The 18,620-nt window shown below is 58.9% G+C and carries 16 protein-coding genes; 7 read left to right on the plus strand and 9 right to left on the minus strand.

All coding sequences use genetic code 11. The annotated features are described in order from the left end of the window. Positions 1–76 precede the first annotated feature (76 nt). A complete protein-coding gene (locus EDB94_RS19980; RefSeq protein WP_041645051.1) occupies positions 77–964 on the plus strand; it encodes a branched-chain amino acid ABC transporter permease in 888 nt (295 codons plus the stop codon). Between the two features lie 2 nt (positions 965–966). Then, entirely contained in the window at positions 967–1,962 is a 996-nt protein-coding gene (locus EDB94_RS19985; protein WP_108019400.1) for a branched-chain amino acid ABC transporter permease, read from the plus strand. A gap of 81 nt (positions 1,963–2,043) precedes the next feature. On the opposite strand, the gene EDB94_RS19990 is transcribed toward EDB94_RS19985, so the two are convergent. Further along, the gene (locus tag EDB94_RS19990) at positions 2,044–2,571 is read right to left on the minus strand and encodes a hypothetical protein (protein ID WP_108019398.1); all 528 of its coding nucleotides are present in this window, start codon (positions 2,569–2,571) and stop codon (positions 2,044–2,046) included. Positions 2,572–2,684: 113 nt separating this feature from the next. On the opposite strand from EDB94_RS19990, the gene EDB94_RS19995 reads away from it, so the two are divergent. Both EDB94_RS19995 and EDB94_RS20000 read left to right on the plus strand, forming a co-directional pair. Next, on the plus strand, positions 2,685–3,854 hold the full coding sequence (locus EDB94_RS19995) for an efflux RND transporter periplasmic adaptor subunit (protein WP_108019396.1): 1,170 nt from the start codon (positions 2,685–2,687) through the stop codon (positions 3,852–3,854). Next, positions 3,851–6,955, plus strand: coding sequence for an efflux RND transporter permease subunit (locus EDB94_RS20000; RefSeq protein WP_108019394.1), 3,105 nt, complete (start codon positions 3,851–3,853; stop codon positions 6,953–6,955). Before EDB94_RS19995 ends, EDB94_RS20000 begins: the two co-directional genes overlap by 4 nt. A 12-nt stretch (positions 6,956–6,967) precedes the next feature. On the opposite strand, the gene EDB94_RS20005 is transcribed toward EDB94_RS20000, so the two are convergent. Beyond that, on the minus strand, positions 6,968–7,741 hold the full coding sequence (locus tag EDB94_RS20005) for a class III extradiol ring-cleavage dioxygenase (protein WP_108019393.1): 774 nt from the start codon (positions 7,739–7,741) through the stop codon (positions 6,968–6,970). Between the two features lie 26 nt (positions 7,742–7,767). Further along, the gene (locus tag EDB94_RS20010; protein ID WP_108019391.1) at positions 7,768–8,208 is read right to left on the minus strand and encodes a DoxX family protein; all 441 of its coding nucleotides are present in this window, start codon (positions 8,206–8,208) and stop codon (positions 7,768–7,770) included. A 105-nt stretch (positions 8,209–8,313) separates the two neighbouring features. On the opposite strand from EDB94_RS20010, the gene EDB94_RS20015 reads away from it, so the two are divergent. Beyond that, complete coding sequence (locus EDB94_RS20015; RefSeq protein WP_108019389.1) at positions 8,314–9,204, plus strand: LysR family transcriptional regulator; 891 nt, start codon at positions 8,314–8,316, stop codon at positions 9,202–9,204. A gap of 24 nt (positions 9,205–9,228) precedes the next feature. Here the strand turns inward: EDB94_RS20015 and EDB94_RS20020 are convergent, their stop codons facing one another. From EDB94_RS20020 to EDB94_RS20040, 5 genes are all read right to left on the minus strand, one after another. Then, positions 9,229–10,056 (minus strand): ABC transporter permease subunit, encoded by an 828-nt coding sequence (locus tag EDB94_RS20020; RefSeq protein ID WP_053114713.1) that lies wholly within the window; start codon positions 10,054–10,056, stop codon positions 9,229–9,231. After that, positions 10,049–10,978: an ABC transporter permease subunit gene (locus EDB94_RS20025; RefSeq protein ID WP_108019387.1), complete on the minus strand. Its 930-nt coding sequence runs from the start codon at positions 10,976–10,978 to the stop codon at positions 10,049–10,051. The genes EDB94_RS20020 and EDB94_RS20025 overlap by 8 nt, the downstream gene beginning before the upstream one ends. A gap of 4 nt (positions 10,979–10,982) precedes the next feature. After that, complete coding sequence (potA, locus tag EDB94_RS20030; RefSeq protein WP_108019385.1) at positions 10,983–12,101, minus strand: polyamine ABC transporter ATP-binding protein; 1,119 nt, start codon at positions 12,099–12,101, stop codon at positions 10,983–10,985. A gap of 3 nt (positions 12,102–12,104) precedes the next feature. Further along, the gene (locus EDB94_RS20035) at positions 12,105–13,211 is read right to left on the minus strand and encodes a polyamine ABC transporter substrate-binding protein (protein WP_108019383.1); all 1,107 of its coding nucleotides are present in this window, start codon (positions 13,209–13,211) and stop codon (positions 12,105–12,107) included. Positions 13,212–13,513: 302 nt separating this feature from the next. Further along, positions 13,514–13,840, minus strand: a complete 327-nt coding sequence (locus EDB94_RS20040; protein ID WP_108019381.1) for a hypothetical protein — start codon at positions 13,838–13,840, stop codon at positions 13,514–13,516. A gap of 255 nt (positions 13,841–14,095) precedes the next feature. Between EDB94_RS20040 and EDB94_RS20045 the strand changes: the two genes are divergently transcribed. Beyond that, the gene (locus EDB94_RS20045) at positions 14,096–15,460 is read left to right on the plus strand and encodes a glutamine synthetase family protein (RefSeq protein ID WP_108019380.1); all 1,365 of its coding nucleotides are present in this window, start codon (positions 14,096–14,098) and stop codon (positions 15,458–15,460) included. Between the two features lie 74 nt (positions 15,461–15,534). On the opposite strand, the gene EDB94_RS20050 is transcribed toward EDB94_RS20045, so the two are convergent. Next, entirely contained in the window at positions 15,535–17,052 is a 1,518-nt protein-coding gene (locus EDB94_RS20050) for an aldehyde dehydrogenase (protein ID WP_108019378.1), read from the minus strand. 184 nt (positions 17,053–17,236) lie between these two features. On the opposite strand from EDB94_RS20050, the gene EDB94_RS20055 reads away from it, so the two are divergent. Beyond that, positions 17,237–18,517 carry an FAD-binding oxidoreductase gene (locus tag EDB94_RS20055; RefSeq protein ID WP_311316510.1) on the plus strand — a complete coding sequence of 427 codons (1,281 nt, stop codon included), beginning with the start codon at positions 17,237–17,239 and terminating at the stop codon, positions 18,515–18,517. The last annotated feature ends 103 nt before the right edge of the window (positions 18,518–18,620 follow it).

The raw sequence follows: 18,620 nt of genomic DNA on the forward strand, positions 1-18,620 counted from the left end.
GGGCAGGGCGAACCCATGAAAACGGAAAAGAATAAAGCCAAAAAACAATCCCTGTGCTGCTTCTGGAGTTAGCCCAATGTCCATGATTTTCGGCGTCCCTTTAGCTGTGCTATCCGGCCAGCTCCTGATCGGAATAATCAACGGCGCCTTTTACGCCCTTCTGAGCCTTGGGCTCGCGGTCATCTTCGGTCTGCTGAAGATCATCAATTTTGCCCATGGCGCCATGTATATGCTCGGCGCCATGACCACCGTCCTGATGTTCGACTATCTGGGCGTGAATTACTGGGTCGCCTTATTGCTGGCGCCACTTCTGGTTGGTGCCTTCGGTGTCGCCATTGAATATTTTCTGCTGCGTCGCATTGCGGGGCAGGATCACATCTACAGTCTGCTGCTGACGTTCGGCGTCGCGCTGATCATCTCGGGTGTACTGGTGAACTGGTTCGGGGTTTCCGGGCTTCGCTATACCATGCCGGACATGTTCAAGGGTGGCGTAAACCTCGGCTTCATGTTCATGCCGTACTACCGGGCCTGGGTCATCGTAGCGGCACTGGTCGTCTGCTTTGCAACCTGGTTCGTGATTGAGAAAACCAAGCTGGGCGCCTACCTGCGGGCCGGCACGGAAGACTCTCAATTGATGCAGGGTTTTGGCATTAACGTGCCGCTTCTGATCAGCCTCACCTACGGGTTTGGTGTTGCGCTGGCAGCCTTTGCAGGTGTTCTGGCCGCGCCCATCTACTCGGTGACACCGGTCATGGGGTCGGCCACACTGATTACGGTCTTCGCCGTGGTGGTTATCGGCGGTATGGGCTCCATCGGCGGCGCCATCATCACCGGTATTCTGATGGGCGTGATTGAAGGGCTCACCAAAACCTTCTACCCGCCGGCATCCTCGGCGATCATCTTCCTGGTCATGGTTCTGGTTCTTATGTTCCGGCCCAGTGGCTTGTTCGGTAAGGAGGCATAACCATGAATCAGCCAGTCAATTCCGCCGACATTCACAAGGCTATCGTTCAGGAACAGGCCGCTCAGGATCGCAAAAAGATGATTCTGAACGGTGTCCTGCTGCTCCTGCTGCTGGCGGCACCGTTCATGATCTATCCGGTCTTCCTCATGAAGATCCTGTGCTTCGCGCTGTTTGCGGTGGCGTTCAACCTTCTGTTCGGCTTCACCGGCCTGTTGTCATTTGGCCACGCAGCCTTCCTGGCCACAGGGGGCTACACCACCGGTTACCTGCTCAGTAATTACAGCGGGCTAAGCACCGAGATGGGCATCATCGCCGGTACGCTGGCGGCCACAGTGCTTGGTACTGGCTTTGCGTTGCTGTCGATTCGTCGCCAGGGTATCTATTTCGCGATGGTAACCCTCGCGCTTGCCCAGCTTGTGTTCTTCTTCTTCGTCCAGTCTGAATTCACGGGTGGTGAAGACGGTATGCACGGCATTCCCCGTGGCGAGTTGTTGGGCTTCATCAATCTTGAAGACAACCTGAACATGTATTACTTCGTCCTGGCGGTGTTCATCGCCTGCTACCTGTTGGTACAGCGTATCGTCGGTAGTCCGTTCGGCCAGGTGCTGAAGGCGATCAAGCAGAACGAACCCCGTGCCGTCTCCCTGGGCTACAACGTGGATCGCTACAAGGTGCTTGCGTTCGTTATCTCGGCGGCCCTGGCCGGTCTGGCCGGTTCCATGAAGTCTGTGGTGTTCCAGCTTGCCTCCCTCAACGATGCCCACTGGCATATGTCGGGCGAGGTCATCCTAATGACTCTGGTTGGTGGTATGGGAACACTGTTGGGCCCGGTGGTTGGTGCCACCTTCGTGGTTAACATCGAGTACCAGTTGTCCCAGGGTGCCCTGCGTGACTGGGTGGACCCAATCCTCGGCGGGATCTTCGTCCTGACGGTACTGGCATTCCGTAGCGGTATCGTGGGAGAGATCCAGAAGTTCGTGAAAAAGAACCTGGGCTGACGCCTGCTTTAGCCCGGAAAACAGAAAGGGCCACCTCTGAGGGTGGCCCTTTTTGTTGTTCAACTGGCAGGGTTTCTCGGGTTAGAACTCCGCCAAACGACTGGGTGTACCCACATACACATAAACCGCTGAATCGCCGCGGAAGGCCACCTTGTGAACCGATACATTCGGTTTCCCAGCCTCAGCCGAGCTGAACCGGGTTACCATTCCTGCATTCATCCCATCCCTCGCTCTTTCCCCTTCCGTGCTTGACCAGTCATCACCCAGGCACTGTCCCATCCAGTTTACGGCCGTGTTGTACCTGGTGGTCGCCACCTCGTCGTTGGGAGTATTGCCGGAGCAGACGTAGGCGCTGTCGTTATTGGCCCAGCTCCAGACTTCGCAGTGTCCGCGGATTATCTGCTCTTTGGCATTGTAGACAGTTACCGAGCTGAAACTATTGGAGCTGCCACGGTAAGCCTCAAAACCAGAGGGGTAATCAGCAACGATGCCTTTCAGTGAGGCGCAGGGATCGTCAACGCCCAGTGACAGCGTGTTCTGAATTGAGCATCCCGCCAGGGAAAGCCCGATGATGACGGAAGTAAATTTTAAGGTTTTGGGGATTTTCATTGAGTGGATCTCTGAAACGAACGATTCAGGGAAATATAGCAAAGATTCGACTAATCTTATTTTCGACTTGATTGAACCCCGCCAAGAGACTGCCATTTCAGGGAAGACAGACGATGGAAGGCTATAAGAAATTCCGCATTGCCGTATTTTCAGTGTGTGCAGGTTTGTTGTTGGCAGGCTGTTCCGAGCCTCAGGAGCCAAAGCAAACCAGTCCCGTTGCCGTTTCCGTGGTGGTGCTTGAGGCCAGTGAAATCCGGCCTTCCCGGGAGTTTGTTGCCAGAACGGCCGCTTCCGCCAAAGCGGATATCACGCCGCGCATAGAAGCGGAAATCCGGGAAATTCTTTTTACCGAGGGCGCGAAAGTCAGCCAGGGCGACCTCCTGATCCGGCTTGAGGACACTCGCGCAAGCGCTGATCTCCAACAGGCGGATGCAGAACTGGCTGCGGCCCGCGCCGAAGTGGATTCTGCGAGCCGAAATCTGAAACGAGGGGAAGAAGTGTCGGAGAAAGGCTTCCTGTCGGCTGCGGACCTGGACAAACTCAAAGACCGCTTCAGCGCAGCTGAAAGCCGCCTTCAGGCGGCCCAGGCGGCCGTTCAGAAGGCCGGAAGTAACCTCGAGTACGCTGAAATACGCGCACCCTTTGATGGCTGGATCGGCCGCCTGAACTATGACGTTGGAGCCGTGGTCGGTCCCTCTTCTAGAGCAATAACCTCTATCCAGGTGACCGACCCTGTCTACGTCGAATTCCAGATCAACGAGGCTGACTTTATCAACTTCCGCCGCCGGGGAGCAGAATCTGCTCAAGCGCTATCCAGATCCCTGGGGCTCTATCTTACCCTGCCAGACGGCGAACGCTATGAGCAGGCTGGTGTGCTGGATTTCGCCGACGTGCAGACGGACGCCAGCACCGGCACCGTTGCGATGCGAGCGGTCTTTCCCAATCCCGACGCGGTGCTCGTGCCGGGCCTCTACGTAACGCTCCGGGTTGAGGGGCAGTCCGGAGAACCGCAGGTGCTCGTTCCTCAAGTGGCGGTTCAGGAAACCATTGAAGGCAAGTTTGTGCTGGTGGTTGATGACCAGAACCAGGTTGCCCAGCACTTTATCCAGACCGGCTCCCGGGAAGGCGCGCTGCTGGTCGTCAATTCAGGGCTCGAAGCCGGTGACCGGGTGATTGTCGAGGGCCTGCAGAAAGTGCGGCCCGGGGTTACGGTCAGTCCCGTTGAAAAACAGATTGATCAGCAAACCGGAGCGCTCATCCAGATGGGTGGGGCTGGCCAATGATCAGCCGGGTTTTTATTCATCGACCGAAGTTTGCGTTTGTTATTTCCATCCTGATCACCCTGGCCGGGTTGCTGGCGTTACGCATTCTGCCGGTCAACATGTATCCGGACATGGCCCCGCCCCAGATCCAGGTGAACGCCTCGCTTCCCGGCGCCAGCTCCCAGGTGGTGGAAGAGGCGGTTATCCGGCCGGTCGAGCAGCAGCTGAACGGCGTGGAGGGCATGATTTATATTGAATCCACCGCGTCCAGCGATGGCACGGCCAAGATCACCCTGACGTTTGAGAGCGGCACCGATACAGACATTGCCCAGGTAAACGTCCAGAACCGCGTTGCCCTGGCGGAACCGTTTCTGCCCGATGAAGTCCGGCGACAGGGCGTGGTGGTCAGCAAGCAGGCTGGCAACATGCTGATGGGTATTAACCTGACCTCCGAGCGACCGGATCTCGACGGCGTCTTCCTCAGCAACTACGCCTCCAATAACCTTGTCGAAGCCCTTGGTAGGGTGCCAGGGGTAGGCTCGGCGGAAGTGATGGGCGCGAAAGACTACAGCATGCGAGTCTGGCTGGATCCCCGCCGGATGGCCTCCCTGGATGTGACCGTCGCCGAGGTTGCGGCCGCGCTTCGTGAGCAGAATCAGATTGTCGCGGCGGGTAAACTCGGCCAGCCGCCCGTGCCTGCGGGCCAGCAGTTTGTCTACAGTATCCAGACCCGGGAACGCCTGTCAGATCCCGACGAGTTCGCTCAGACCATTCTCCGCTCCAGGCCCGATGGCGGATTTGTGCGCCTGAGGGATGTGGGGCGTATCGAGCTGGGTTCCCGTTCCTATACCTCCACCGCGAAACTGAACAATCAGGACACCGCATTCCTGGTGATATACCAACTGCCCGATGCCAATGCGCTGGAGGTCGCGGAGCGGGTAAAGGCCCTGGTTGAAGAGGCCTCAGTCAGTTTTCCGGCGGGCGTGAATTACACTGTTCTGTACGACACCACCGAATTCATCAGCCGCTCCATCAGTGAAGTCATCGTTACTCTGTTCCAGGCCGTCGGCCTGGTGATCCTGGTGGTGTTCCTGTTCCTGCAGAACTGGCGTGCCACGCTGATTCCGAGTATTGCCATCCCGGTTTCCCTGATCGGCACCTTTGCGGTTATGTCAGTGCTTGGCTATTCCATCAACACCATCACGCTGTTCGGGCTGGTGCTGGCGATCGGCATCGTGGTGGATGACGCCATTGTGGTTATCGAGAATGTGGAACGCATCCTTGCGGAAGAAAAGCTGCCCATCCGCGAGGCGGTCACCAAGGCGATGGCGGAAGTCACAGGGCCGGTAATTGCCACCACGCTGGTATTGCTGGCGGTGTTCGTGCCTGTTGCGTTCATGCCCGGAATAACCGGCAAGCTTTACCAGCAGTTTTCGGTCACCATTTCGGTTGCTGTGATCATCTCCTCAATCAATGCGCTCACACTGAGCCCGGCCCTGTGTGTTGCGCTGCTTGGCAGGAGCGGGGAAAAGGCCATTGGCTGGCTCCGGCCGTTCGAGGTGGCGATCACGCGGACTACCAGTGGCTATTCAAAGCTGGTTGTGCAGCTCCTGCGCAAAGGGGCGCTCGTTGGCGTTGCCCTGGTGGTGATTCTGGTTGCCGGTGCCGGCCTGTTCAAATCAGTGCCCTCGGCGTTCGTCCCGCCGGAAGATCAGGGCTTCCTGTTTGTGGATGTGCAGTTGCCCGATGCTGCTTCCCTGGAGCGCACGGAAGCCGTGCTAACCAAAGTAACGGACATGGTTCTGGAAGACCCGGCAGTAACGGACTTCATTACGGTATCCGGCTTCTCGCTGCTGGGTGGCGCATCTTCAAACAATGGTCTTGGCATTGTGATGCTGAAAGACTGGGAAGAAAGGGAAGATGCCAGTCTGGGTCTGGGGGCGGTCATTCCCAGACTGTATTCCAGGCTCTGGACAATCCCCGAGGCACAGGTGATGGTCTTCAATCCGCCTCCGATCCCCGGGCTGGGAACCTCATCCGGCTTCGACTTCCGCCTTCAGGATAATCAGGGCAGGGACGTCTCGGAGCTGGCGCAGGTTATGAATGGCCTCATCTACGAGGCCAACCAGAGTGAAGCGCTTTCCCGGGTATACAGCACCTACCGCGCGAACATTCCGCAGTACCTGCTGGAAGTCGAGAGGAACAAGGCCAAGGCTCTGGGTATTGAGCTCTCCGATATCTTCTCTACCCTGCAGACCCAGCTTGGCTCGCTTTACGTGAACGACTTTACCCGTTTCGGCAAGAACTACCGTGTGCTTCTGCAGGCCGAAGGCGAGTTCCGACAGCGCCCCGAAGACCTCTCCCATTACTTTGTCCGCAACCGGGATGGCGACATGGTGCCGCTGACCACGCTGGCCTCGCTCAAACCCGTGCTCGGGCCCTCAAGCATCCAGCATTTTAACCTGAAGCGCTCGGTAACCATCTCTGGGGAGGCGGCGCCCGGCTTTGCCAGTGGCGACGCCATTGCGACCATGGAAGAGCTGTCACAGAGCCTGCCTCAGGGGTATGAGTTCAGTTGGGCCGGCCAGAGCCTACAAGAGATTCAGGCGGGTAACCTGGCGGGGGTGATCTTCCTGCTGGCCCTGGTGTTTGTGTACCTGTTCCTGGTGGCGCAATACGAAAGCTGCACCCTCCCGGTGGCGGTGCTCGGTGCAGTGCCACTTGCCCTTGCCGGCGCCATGGCGGGACTCTGGCTGGTGGGGCTCGCCAACAACATCTACGCCCAGGTGGGCCTGGTGCTGCTGATCGGACTCTCCACCAAAACCGCGATTCTCATTGTGGAATTCGCCATGCAACTGCGCCAATCGGGCATGTCAACCGCGGAGGCGGCCCAGAAAGCCGCTGTCCTTCGCTTCCGGGCGGTATTGATGACAGCTCTGTCTTTCGTGCTTGGCGTGCTGCCGCTGGTCTTTGCCAGCGGCGCTGGTGCGGCAAGCCGGGTTAGCCTCGGTATCACGGTTCTCAGTGGCATGGTTGCCGCCACCGTTTTGGGTACATTGCTGGTGCCGGTGTTTTACAAGTGGATCCAGTCTGTTCGGGATCGCCGCCAACCGGCGGCATAGTCTGCTGATAGTTCAGGCCGAATGCCGGAAAACAAAGGCATCCATGGCCAGAACACCGTGTTCGATCCCGCCATCAATCAGCACGCCGGATTGCTGCTCCCCGGCCGCACCGGCGGCCACCAGCAAAGGCAGAAAATGCTCGGTGGTCGGGTGCGCCCGCCTGGCATGGGGGGCCTCCTCCAACGCTGCTATCAGCTGCTGATGGTCGCCGTCCTGCACTTTGGCTCGGACCCAATCCGTGAATTCCCTCGCATACCCGGATGCGTTCGGGTCACCCCAGCGAACGTCGTGCAGATTGTGGGTAAGGCTGCCTGATCCGACAATAAGCACACCCTCATGCTCGAGTGGCTGCAGGGTCTGGCCCAACCGCCAGGCTGACTCAGGGTCAAGATCCGTTGGCATCGAAACCTGGAACACCGGCACCGAGTGATCGGGAAAAAGGTGCATCATTGGCACCCAGGCCCCGTGATCCAGCCCCCGGGCCCCGTCAGCCCGGACGCTCCAGCCCTCAGCTTCCAGCAACGACAGGGCGGTGTGCGCCAGGTCCGGGTGCCCGGATGCCGGATACTCAAGATCATAGAGTTCGGCTGGAAAACCGCGAAAATCATGAATAGTCTCGGGTGTTCCGGAAACGCCTACCCGGATTTCCGGCGTCATCCAGTGGGGTGAAACCACCAGCACAGCTTCGGGCGTGGGAAGGCGTTTGCCCAACTCGGTCAGGGCCGGGCCAGCCAGGCCCGGCTCCAGTGCGAAGGTGGGAGCGCCGTGGGAAACAAACAGACTCATGATTGCTCCTCCGGGTTGCGGTGGTGTTATCTGGCTGCAATCGCGCGATCAATGGACGCGCGGCCTGCGCCGCTGAATACCAGGGATACGGATACGGCGAGCAAAGCCAGGCCAAACTCGTACCCATTGTTGCTCATGAACAGGCCGTTGCCGATATGAACGCTGAAAATAGCGATCAGCATGGCGAATGCCAGTACCGCGCTGGCAGGGCGAACCAGCAGACCGATGATCAGAGCCAGGCCACCAAAGACTTCCGCACCGCCGGCCAGCAGGGCCATCAGGTAGCCGGGGCTGAGCCCGATAGAATCCATCCACTGACCGGTACCCTCCAGCCCGTAGCCGCCAAACCAGCCGAACAGTTTCTGGGCACCATGGGCGGCGAAAATGATACCGACAGGGATCCGGAGGGCCAAAGCGCCCCAGCCTGCGTCAGTGCTGATCAGTTTGTTCAGGAATGCGTTGTTCATGATGAATCTCCTTGGGGTGTGTTTTGAACATGCGAATACTTTACAAATATCAATAAACGGGATAAACGTAGCTTTATTGAATTAACTGTTCCGGAATTTGAGACAATGGATCGATTGTTGGAGATGCAGACGTTCTGCAACGTGGTTGAGGCCGGCAGCTTCGTCGCTGCATCAGAGAATCTGGGAATGTCCAAGGCCGCTGTCTCACGCTATGTCAGCGAACTGGAAAGTCGTCTCGGGGTCCGGCTGCTGCAGCGGACCACCCGCCGCCTGTCGCTCACGGGGGAGGGCGAAGTGTTCTACGTCCGGTGCCGGGAATTACTGGCCGGGGTTGAGGAGGCCGAAGCAGAAATAACCGCCCGCAATGATGTCGCAAGGGGCACGTTGAGGGTGAATGCGCCGGTCAGCTTCGGAATAAGCCACCTGGCGCCTTTGTGGGGAGAATTTCACGCCCGCTATCCGGATGTGGAGTTGTCGATAGATCTCTCGGACCGGCTGGTGGATATCGTCGAGGAGGGTTTTGATCTGGCCATCCGGATTGCCACGCTGCAAAGCTCCACGCTGGTCAGCCGACGTATCACCTCCACCCGGCTCATTGCCTGCGCCTCGTCGGATTACATCGCCACCCACGGCGCCCCCGTCAAACCGGAAGATCTGGCCAGCCACCGGATCATCGGCTACAGCAACTTCACCACCGGCAACGACTGGCCCTTTGAAGGCCCCGATGGCGCCACCAGTGTTCGCGTAAGGCCATGGATGTACGCCAATAACGGTGAAACCTGCTGCGCCGCCGCTGTGGCCGGGCAGGGCATCGTTCTGCAGCCCGGGTTCCTGGTGCATAAAGACCTGGACGCCGGAAGGCTGGTGGAACTGATGCCTGACTACCGTTCCACCGAGCTTGGCGTTTACGCCGTCTATCCCACCCGCAAGTTCGTCACACCCAAAGTCCGGGTGCTGGTTGATTACCTTGTCTCTGCCTTTCCCGATGCCCTGTAAAGCCACAGGTGTGGCCTTCGCGCGCTAGGCGTCCGGTGTCTGCAGGCGCTTCCGTTCAGCGCGGCGCATCAGGTACCAGGCGATAAACGCAATCAGAGAGACAGCCAAAATGATCAGTGTGGCGAGCGCGTTGATCTTCGGCGAAACGCCCATCCGCACCGATGAAAACACCACCATCGGCAGCGTTGTCGCACCCGGCCCGCTAACGAAGCTGGCAATAACCAGGTCATCCAGCGAAAGGGTGAAGGCCAGCAACCAGCCAGACACCAGCGCCGGGGCAATCACCGGCAGGGTGATGACGAAGAAGGTTTTAAGCGGGGTGCACCCCAGGTCCATGGCCGCCTCCTCGATGGAGCGATCCACTTCCTGTAACCGGGCTGACACCACCACCGCCACATAGGCACTGCAGAACGTGGTGTGGGCAATCCAGATCGTTGCCATGCCCCGATCCACGGGCCAGCCAATGGTCTGGGCCATCTGCACGAACAGCAGCAACAGCGACAGGCCGGTGATAACTTCCGGCATAACAAGTGGCGCGGTAATCATGCTGGACAGCAGCGTGCGCCCGCGCATCTTCTTGAAGCGGGTGATCACGAACGCGCACAGTGTGCCCAGGCACACCGCCATGCTCGCAGAGTAGAAGGCAATCCGCAGACTCATCCACACCGCCGACAGGATCTGTTCATCCCGGAACAACTCGCCGTACCAGTGGGTGGAGAAACCGGCCCACACCGATACCAGCCGTGACGCATTGAACGAATACACGATCAGCACGAACATCGGCAGGTACAGGAACAGCAGGCCCAGGACCAGCATCACCTTCGAGAAACTGAACGAGCGGGACTTAACCATGCTTTTCCATCTCCCGGGCCTGGAACCGATGGAACAGCACAATCGGCACCAGCAGTAACAGCAGCATCACGATCGCCAGGGCCGAGGCCACAGGCCAGTCGCGGTTGTTGAAGAATTCTTCCCACAACACCTTGCCGATCATCAGCGTGTCTGGTCCGCCCAGCAGCTCCGGAATCACGAATTCGCCCACCGCGGGAATAAACACCAGCATGGAACCGGCCAGAATGCCGGCCTTCGACAACGGCAGGGTGATGGCCCAGAAGGTGGTCAGGCTGCGGCAACCAAGGTCTGATGCCGCTTCCAGAAGCCGCACGTCCAGTTTCACGAGATTGGTGTAGATGGGCAGCACCATGAACGGCAGGTAGGCGTAGACAATGCCCAGTACCACCGCGAAGTTGGTGTTCAGCATTTTCAGGGGTTGCTCGATCAAACCCAGCCACATCAGAAAACTGTTCAGCAGCCCCTGATTGCCAAGGATGCCCATCCAGGCATAGACCCGGATCAGGAATGAGGTCCAGGAGGGCAGCATCACCATCAACAGCAGCACCAGTTGCCAGTGCTTCGGAGCCCGGGCCATGGCATACGCCATGGGATAGCCAATCAGCAGACACACGACTGTGGCCAGAAAAGCGGTTTTCACCGATCCCCAGTAGGCTGCGATGTACAGGCTGTCGGACAGCAGGAACAGGTAGTTCCCGGTATTCACCACCACCGACAGGGTGTTGTCCACCCAGCGGAAGACGGGCTCGTAAGGAGGGATGGCCATCACCGCCGAGGTCAGGCTGATCTTCAGCACCAGCGCAAAGGGCAGGAGAAAGAACAACAGCAGCCACAGGAACGGGATGCCGAACACCACCCGGCGATTGAACAGGACTGCACGCACCCGCTCGGTCAGAGAGGTGGGTAAAAGTTTCCGTCTCATTGGCTCAGTTCCAGAGCAGGATGGGGCTGGAGGCTTCCCAGGATACGAATACCCTGTCGCCCCAGGTTGGCCGCTCACCACGGCGTTCGACGTTCGCCATGGTCGCCTGAACCCGTTTGCCGCTGGCCAGCTTTACGTAGTAAGACGTGATGTCGCCCAGATAGGCGATGTTGTCCACCGTTCCGCAGCTCCAGTTGTGCTCGCCGTCCGGTTTATCCGGGGTCAGGTAGATCTTCTCTGGGCGAAGGGCCACCAGTGTTGCGGTACTTTCCGCCGGCGTGGTCACGCCGCGATCAATAAAAACCGGGGCGTCCAGCAGGTCGCTGGTCAAAGTAACGCTGTCGGCCTCGTCTTCCCGGATGTGGGCCTCGAAAATATTCACCGAGCCAATGAACTCTGCCGTCATGCGGCTGTTCGGGCTCTCATAGATGTCGATGGGCGAGCCGATCTGGGCAATCCGGCCTTGCGCCATGATGGCGATGCGGCTGGCCATGGTCATGGCCTCTTCCTGGTCGTGGGTCACCATCAGGCAGGTGGCGCCCACGTTTTCCAGAATCTCCACCAGTTCCAGCTGCATTTCGGTACGCAGCTTTTTGTCCAGGGCGCCCATGGGCTCGTCCAGCAACAGCAGCTTGGGACGTTTGGCCAGTGAGCGGGCCAGGGCAACGCGTTGCTGCTGACCACCGGAAAGCTGCTGGGGTTTGCGCCGGGCATAGGGTTCCATCTTGACCAGCTTCAGCATGGCGGCCACCCGGTCGCGAATTTCTCTTTTCGGCAGCTTGTCCTGTTTCAGGCCCATGGCAATGTTCTGCTCCACCGTCATATGGGGGAACAGAGCATAGGACTGGAACATCATGTTGGTCGGGCGCAGGAACGGGGGCAGAGCTGTAACGTCCTGGCCGTCGAGCATGATAGAGCCGGCGTTGGGCGTTTCAAAACCCGCGAGCATGCGCAGCAGGGTGGACTTGCCGGAACCGGAACCACCCAGAAGGGCAAAGATCTCGCCCTTGTGGATGTCCAGGTTCACATTGTCCACGGCCAGCGTGCCATCAAAGCTTTTGGAGATGCCCCGAATGCTGAGTAACACCTCCGCTTGCGCGGAGGTGTTGTTGCCGTTTTCCACCGCTTAACGACCAGACTTCACGTTGGTCCAGGTGCGGGTCATCAGACGCTGGGCGTCCTGAGGCCGGCCTTCCATGATGTAGAGCTTCTTCATCACCTCATCGGTCGGGTAGATGCTGGTATCGCTCAGAATCTCCGGATCAACGAATTCGTTGGCCGGCTTGTTCGGGTTGGCGTACCACACATAGTTGGTCACGTCCGCGATGATTTCCGGACGCATCAGGAAGTTCATCAACTTGTGGGCGTTCTCAACGTTCGGTGCGCCGGCCGGGATGGTCATCATGTCGAACCACAGCACTGCACCTTCTTTGGGAATGGTGTAGCGGATCACGTTGCCGTTCTCGGCTTCCTCGGCGCGTGCGGCGGCCTGCAGGATGTCGCCGGAGTAACCGGCAGCCACACACAGGTCACCGTTGGCCAGGTCACCAATGTAACGCGACGAATGGAAGTAGGTGATGTTCGGGCGAATGGCCTTGATCACCTCGCCGCCTTTCCTGATGTCGTCGGCGTTGTTGCTGTTCGGGTCCAGGCCAATGTAGGCCATGGCAGCACGAACCATTTCCTCGCCGGAATCCAGCATGGCAATACCGCAGCCGCCGGCGGCAAGCTTGCCGGTGACTTCAGGATCGAATACCAGGGCCCAGGAATCGTTGGGAGCGCTGTCACCCAGGATTTCCTGGATACGGCCTTCGTTATAGCCATAGCCGTTGGTGCCCCAGAGATAAGGCAGAGCAAACTGGCTACGCGGGTCAACCTTTTCCAGATCGTCCATCAGATCCGGGTTGAGGTTGCTCATGTTCGGCAGCTTGCTGTGGTCCAGCGCTACGAAGGCGTTGGCAGAAATCTGCTTGGCCACGTAGTGGTTGGACGGCACAACAAGATCGTAGCCGGAACGACCGGAAAGCAGGGCGGCTTCGAGGATCTCGTTACTGTCGTAAACGTCGTAGATCACCTTGATGCCGGTTTCTTCCGTGAACTTCGCCAGGGTGTCCTCGGCGATGTAATCGGACCAGTTGTAGACACGCACTTCCTCGGCGGCAAACGCGGAAGAGGCACACAGAGACAACGCAACAGAGGCGGCCAGCGCCTGTGGCTTACACAACTTCAACATTGGATGATGTCCCTCACTCAAAAGGGATAAATACAAAACGTGCAGGACGCACGCGGTGTTGTGCAGGTCTGCTGAGGGTGGCCGCAGGTGGCTGTTGTCCCGGGAAGGACCGGTCGCCGCCTTTTGACTCCTTTAAGGCTTGTCCTGGAAACGGCGGTGGGGAACCTGCCGAATTCTCGCGATATTTATCATGAGATCGCGGAATGCGCTACGGAAATTTTCGCTGACCGATTCGGAGTTATGCGTATGCGGCGCGCGCTTTGCTTCAGAACAAAGGCGCGTTCGGGGTATTCCTATTCAAATCAGTCTTGTATGCAGACTTCCTGGCTCCGTGCAGACAGGCTCCGCCATTTCTCTGTGTCGCTGTCGCGTACCTGCTCCAGGTAACGAAAAACATCCAGGAAATGCTTCCGGGTCGCACCCATGGCCTGAGCTTCTTTACGGTGCATGCCGGAGAGATAACGTAATGCCTGGTATTCCTCAGAGCCTTTGTCCGCAGACTCGCTGATAACAGCCAGGTGGGAAGAGCAGAAAATGTGGGCGTTGCGTTTATTAAAGTCGACCGGCTCAGCCCAACTGCCGGTGCTGAAAGTGGCTAGAATCAGGGTCAGGCCTGCGAGAGTTTTCATGGAACGTGGCTCCCTTGCGTGGCGGTAAGTGGCTGCGCTGCTCGGTATGCAACCTCTGCATGCTATCACATCGGGACAGGACGGTTTTCCCGGGGCGGGCTTTGGGCAGCTGTCGTCTTAATTGCCCGGAATCCGGGCAAAATACGGTATGTGCGTATCTTGCCAAACGCTCAGGAAACCGGGATAAAGGAGTGTTGAAACCCCTGCGCCGGCTCCTCGGCACCAGGCCTGTTTGCGTTGTGGATGGCTTCCCTTATGGCTTCTGGTTCTTCGAGTGCCGACTCGTTCCTTCAGGCACACCCCGAACTGCAGTTTGTTGATCTGCTGATCCCGGATATGAATGGCATTGTTCGCGGCAAGCGGGTAGACCCGTCTGCGCTGGCGAAGGTTTTTGAGCGCGGTGTGGCTATGCCGGCGTCCATCTTTGCCCTGAATATTCAGGGCACTACGGTGGAAGAAACCGGCCTCGGCCTGGATATTGGCGAGGCAGACCGTGTCTGTCTGCCCATTGAAAATACCCTCACTATGGAACCCTGGCAGAAGCGGCCCACTGCGCAACTTCTGTTGACCATGTATGAGCTGGATCGCGAGACGCCGTTTTTCGCAGATCCGCGGGTGGTTTTGCAGAACATCATCAAGCGCTTCGAGGAACTGGGGCTGACTCCTGTGGCGGCCTTTGAGCTGGAGTTTTACCTGATTGACCAGGAAAACCTCGCCGGTCGCCCTCAGCCACCCAAATCACCCCTCTCTGGCAAACGCCCGGCGGGCACGCAAGCCTATTCCATTGATGATCTGGACGAATACGCAGAATTCCTGGCGGACGTGCTGGATGCCGCCCATGAGCAGGAGCTGCCAGCGGATGCGCTGGTAGCCGAATCCGCGCCCGGGCAGTTTGAGGTCAACCTGCACTACGTGGATGACGCCGTGCAGGCCTGCGACCACGCCACTCTGCTGAAGCGTCTGATCAAGAACATGGCCTACGACCATGAAATGGACACCACGTTCATGGCCAAGCCTTATCACAACCAGGCCGGCAGTGGCATGCACCTGCACGTGAGCCTGGTGGATGGCGAAGGCTGTAACGTGTTTGCCGGCGACGCCGAGCAGCCAAACGACATGCTGCGCTGGGCCGTGGGTGGATTGGTCGCTACCATGAACGACGCCATGGCCTTGTTCTGCCCCAATATCAATTCCTACCGCCGGTTCAGCCCGGAGTACTACGTGCCCAGTGCTGCCACCTGGGGCGTGGACAACCGCACTGCATCGCTGCGTCTGCCGGGCGGTGATCCCGAGGCCCTGCGAATCGAACACCGGGTCGCCGGTGCCGATGCCAACCCTTATCTGCTGATGGCTGCGGTGCTGGCGGGTATTCACTACGGCATCTCCAACAGGATAGAGCCACCACCGGTCACCGTGGGTAATGCCCATGAACAGCACGAAGCCTCATTGGTGAATAACCTGCGGGATGCTTTGCGGGAGCTGGGGCAATCGAAAGTGATGGCCGATTATCTTGGCAGCCAGTTTCTGGATGTGTTCGTCGCCTGCAAGGAGCATGAACTGAACGAATTCGAGATGACCATCTCCGATCTCGAGTATCTCTGGTACCTGCACACTGTCTGATCAATTCCGGGATAAAAAACGGCGCCTTGAAGGCGCCGTTTTTCATTTGCCGGACTGCAACGGACTATTCCGAACTACTCCAGCACCAGCCAGGTGGCCTTCAGTTCCGTGTACTTGTCGAAGGCGTGCACAGATTTGTCGCGCCCGTTGCCGGACTGCTTGAAGCCACCGAAGGGTGCGGTCATATCGCCGCCGTCATAGTGGTTAATCCACACGCTGCCGGCTCGCAGGGCCTTGGCTACCTTATGGGCGGTATTGATATTGGAGGTCCACACGGCTGCGGCCAGGCCGTAGATGGAATCGTTGGCAATGGCGACGGCTTCGTCTGCGGTATGGAACCCGATGACAGAAAGCACCGGCCCGAAGATTTCCTCCGAGGCGATGCGCATCTGGTTATTCACCCCGTCAAACACCGTGGGTTGAACAAACAGGCCGCCCGTGTTTTCCAGAATCCGCTGCCCACCTTCCACCAGGCGTGCGCCCTCAGACTGCCCGATGCCGATGTAGTCGATAATCCGATCAAGCTGGGCCTGATCCACGATCGCGCCACAGGTAGTCGCCGGGTCCAGCGGATGGCCGGGGCGCCAGGTTTTCAGGGCCTCGCATATCAGCCTTACAAACTCGGCACGAATGCTGTTCTCGACCAGCAGGCGACTGCCGGCAGTGCACACTTCGCCCTGATTGAAGGCTATGGCACTGGCCGCCTCGGCAGCGGCCTTTTTCAGGTCTGGCGCATCGGCAAAGACAATGTTGGGGCTCTTGCCACCGGCCTCCAGCCATACCCGTTTCATGTTGGATTGGCCGGCGTAGATCATCAGTTGCTTGGCCACATTCGTGGACCCGGTAAACACCAGGCAGTCCACGTCCATGTGCAGCGCCAGGGCCTTGCCCACGGTGTGACCATAGCCTGGAAGCACATTGAAAACGCCGGCGGGAACGCCCGCTTCCCCGGCCAGGGCGGCCAGGCGAATGGCGCTCAGGGGCGATTTCTCGGAGGGTTTCAGTATGACGGAATTACCAGTAGCCAGGGCCGGGGCAATTTTCCAGGCCGCCATAATCATCGGAAAGTTCCAGGGCACGATGGCCGCCACCACACCCATCGGCTCACGGGAGATCATGCCGATCTGGTTGTGAGGCGTGGGGGCAAGTTCACCGTAGACCTTGTCGATGGCCTCGGCGGTCCAGCGGATTGCCCGGGCGGTGGCCGGTACATCCACATTCCTGGCGTGGTTGATGGGTTTGCCCATGTCCAGGGTTTCCAGCAGGGCAAGCTCGTCGCCGTGGGCTTCGATAAGCTCAGCGAACCGGAGCAGCACCGCCTTGCGTTTTGCCGGTGCCAGCTGGCTCCAGATGCCCGCCTCAAAGGCGGCCCTTGCAGCCCTAACGGCCTGGTCGGCATCGCTCTGATCGCAACTGGCAATAGAGGCCAGCTCGCGCCCGTCAATCGGGCTGACCGAGGTAAACGTCTCGCCGTTGGCCGCCCATTGATAGGCGCCGTTCAGATAGGCGCGGCCCTCCAGAGTGAGGTTTGTGGCCAGGGCCTGCCATTCGGCCTGGCTGGTCGGTGTGGAAGAGCTGACGGGTTGATTCATGGGCGCCTCGCAGGCTGTAGAGTTGAGCAATCATAGCAGCACTTTTATCCCCAGGCGCCGCCCGCGATATAGGTATAAGAACGTGTCTTTCCGAACGCGCGGCGCTGGCATAGACTTCCTGCGGCGCGCATCGTTGCAGCCTGATCCTGAACGTCTCTATCACCTTTTCTGGCGTCACATAATGATCGAGTATCCCCCGGTTCCCTCGTATTACGCAGCTTCCGCCAACTCGGCCCCTGTGCGCCCGGCGCTGCGAGGGTCTTGCGAGGCCGATGTTTGCGTCGTCGGTGCCGGCTACACCGGCCTTTCGACAGCGTTGTTCCTGGCGGAAGCTGGCTTCAGGGTGGTGGTTCTGGAGGCAGCGACGGTCGGCTGGGGTGCTTCGGGGCGCAATGGCGGCCAGATCGTTAACAGCTTCAGCCGGGATCTGGACAGCATCGAACGACAGACCTCTCAAGTCCACCTGAAACTGCTGTCCGAGATGGCCTTTGAGGGCAGCCAGATCATTCGCCAGCGGGTGAAGAGTTACGGCATTCGGTGCGACCTGAAAGAAGGTGGTATTTTCGCAGCGCTCAATCCAAAGCAGCTCAGGCAGCTGGAATCTCAGCAAGCGCTGTGGCGCCGGTTCGGTTACGACCAACTGGAACTGTTGGATAGGAATGCCATCCGTTCCCGCGTGGGCACGGAACGGTATGTCGGCGGCGCCATTGATCACACCGGCGGCCACATTCATCCGCTCAATCTGGCTCTCGGCGAAGCCGCGGCCCTCGAGTCGCGCGGCGGCCTGATTCACGAGCACTCCAGGGTAACCGGCGTCGTCCCCGGGAAAACCGTAATCGTTAAAACCGACATGGGCGAGGTGAGGGCGCAAACGGTTGTCCTGGCGGGCAACGCCTATCTTGGCGGCCTGGTGCCAGAGCTCGGGGCCAAATCCATGCCCTGCGGCTCGCAGATTATTGCTACCGAACCGTTGGAGGAGGCTGTTGCCAGGCAGTTGCTGCCGAACGACAACTGCGTCGAAGACTGCAACTACCTCCTGGACTACTTCCGGCTGTCGGGTGACAACCGCCTGATCTACGGCGGTGGCGTGGTCTACGGCGCCCGCGACCCGGCTAACATCGAACGGCTGATTCGCCCGAATATGCTGAAAACCTTCCCGCAACTGGCGAATGTGAAGATCGATTACGCCTGGACCGGCAATTTCCTGCTGACCCTGTCGCGCCTGCCACAGCTCGGGCGCTTGCACGAGAACGTGTTCTACTCCCAGGGTTGCTCCGGCCATGGGGTTACCTTCACACACGTGGCAGGCAAGGCATTGGCACTGGCAATCCAGGATCAGGCGGAACGGTTTGATGCGTTCGCCAGCCTGCCGCATTACCCGTTCCCGGGTGGGCGCGCCTTCCGGGTGCCGTTGACGGCGATGGGAGCCTGGTACTATGCGCTGCGGGACAGGTTGGGCGTTTGAGTCCCCGGAAAACTGTGAAACGGTACCCGTTTCATCAACGTTTAAATTTGTAATCAGTCGGCCCGCTATTGGCTCCCGGCCCACAGCCGGGATTCAAGCGAAT

Origin of the sequence: Marinobacter sp. 3-2, assembly GCF_003751355.1 — a bacterium.
Classification (GTDB): domain Bacteria; phylum Pseudomonadota; class Gammaproteobacteria; order Pseudomonadales; family Oleiphilaceae; genus Marinobacter; species Marinobacter adhaerens.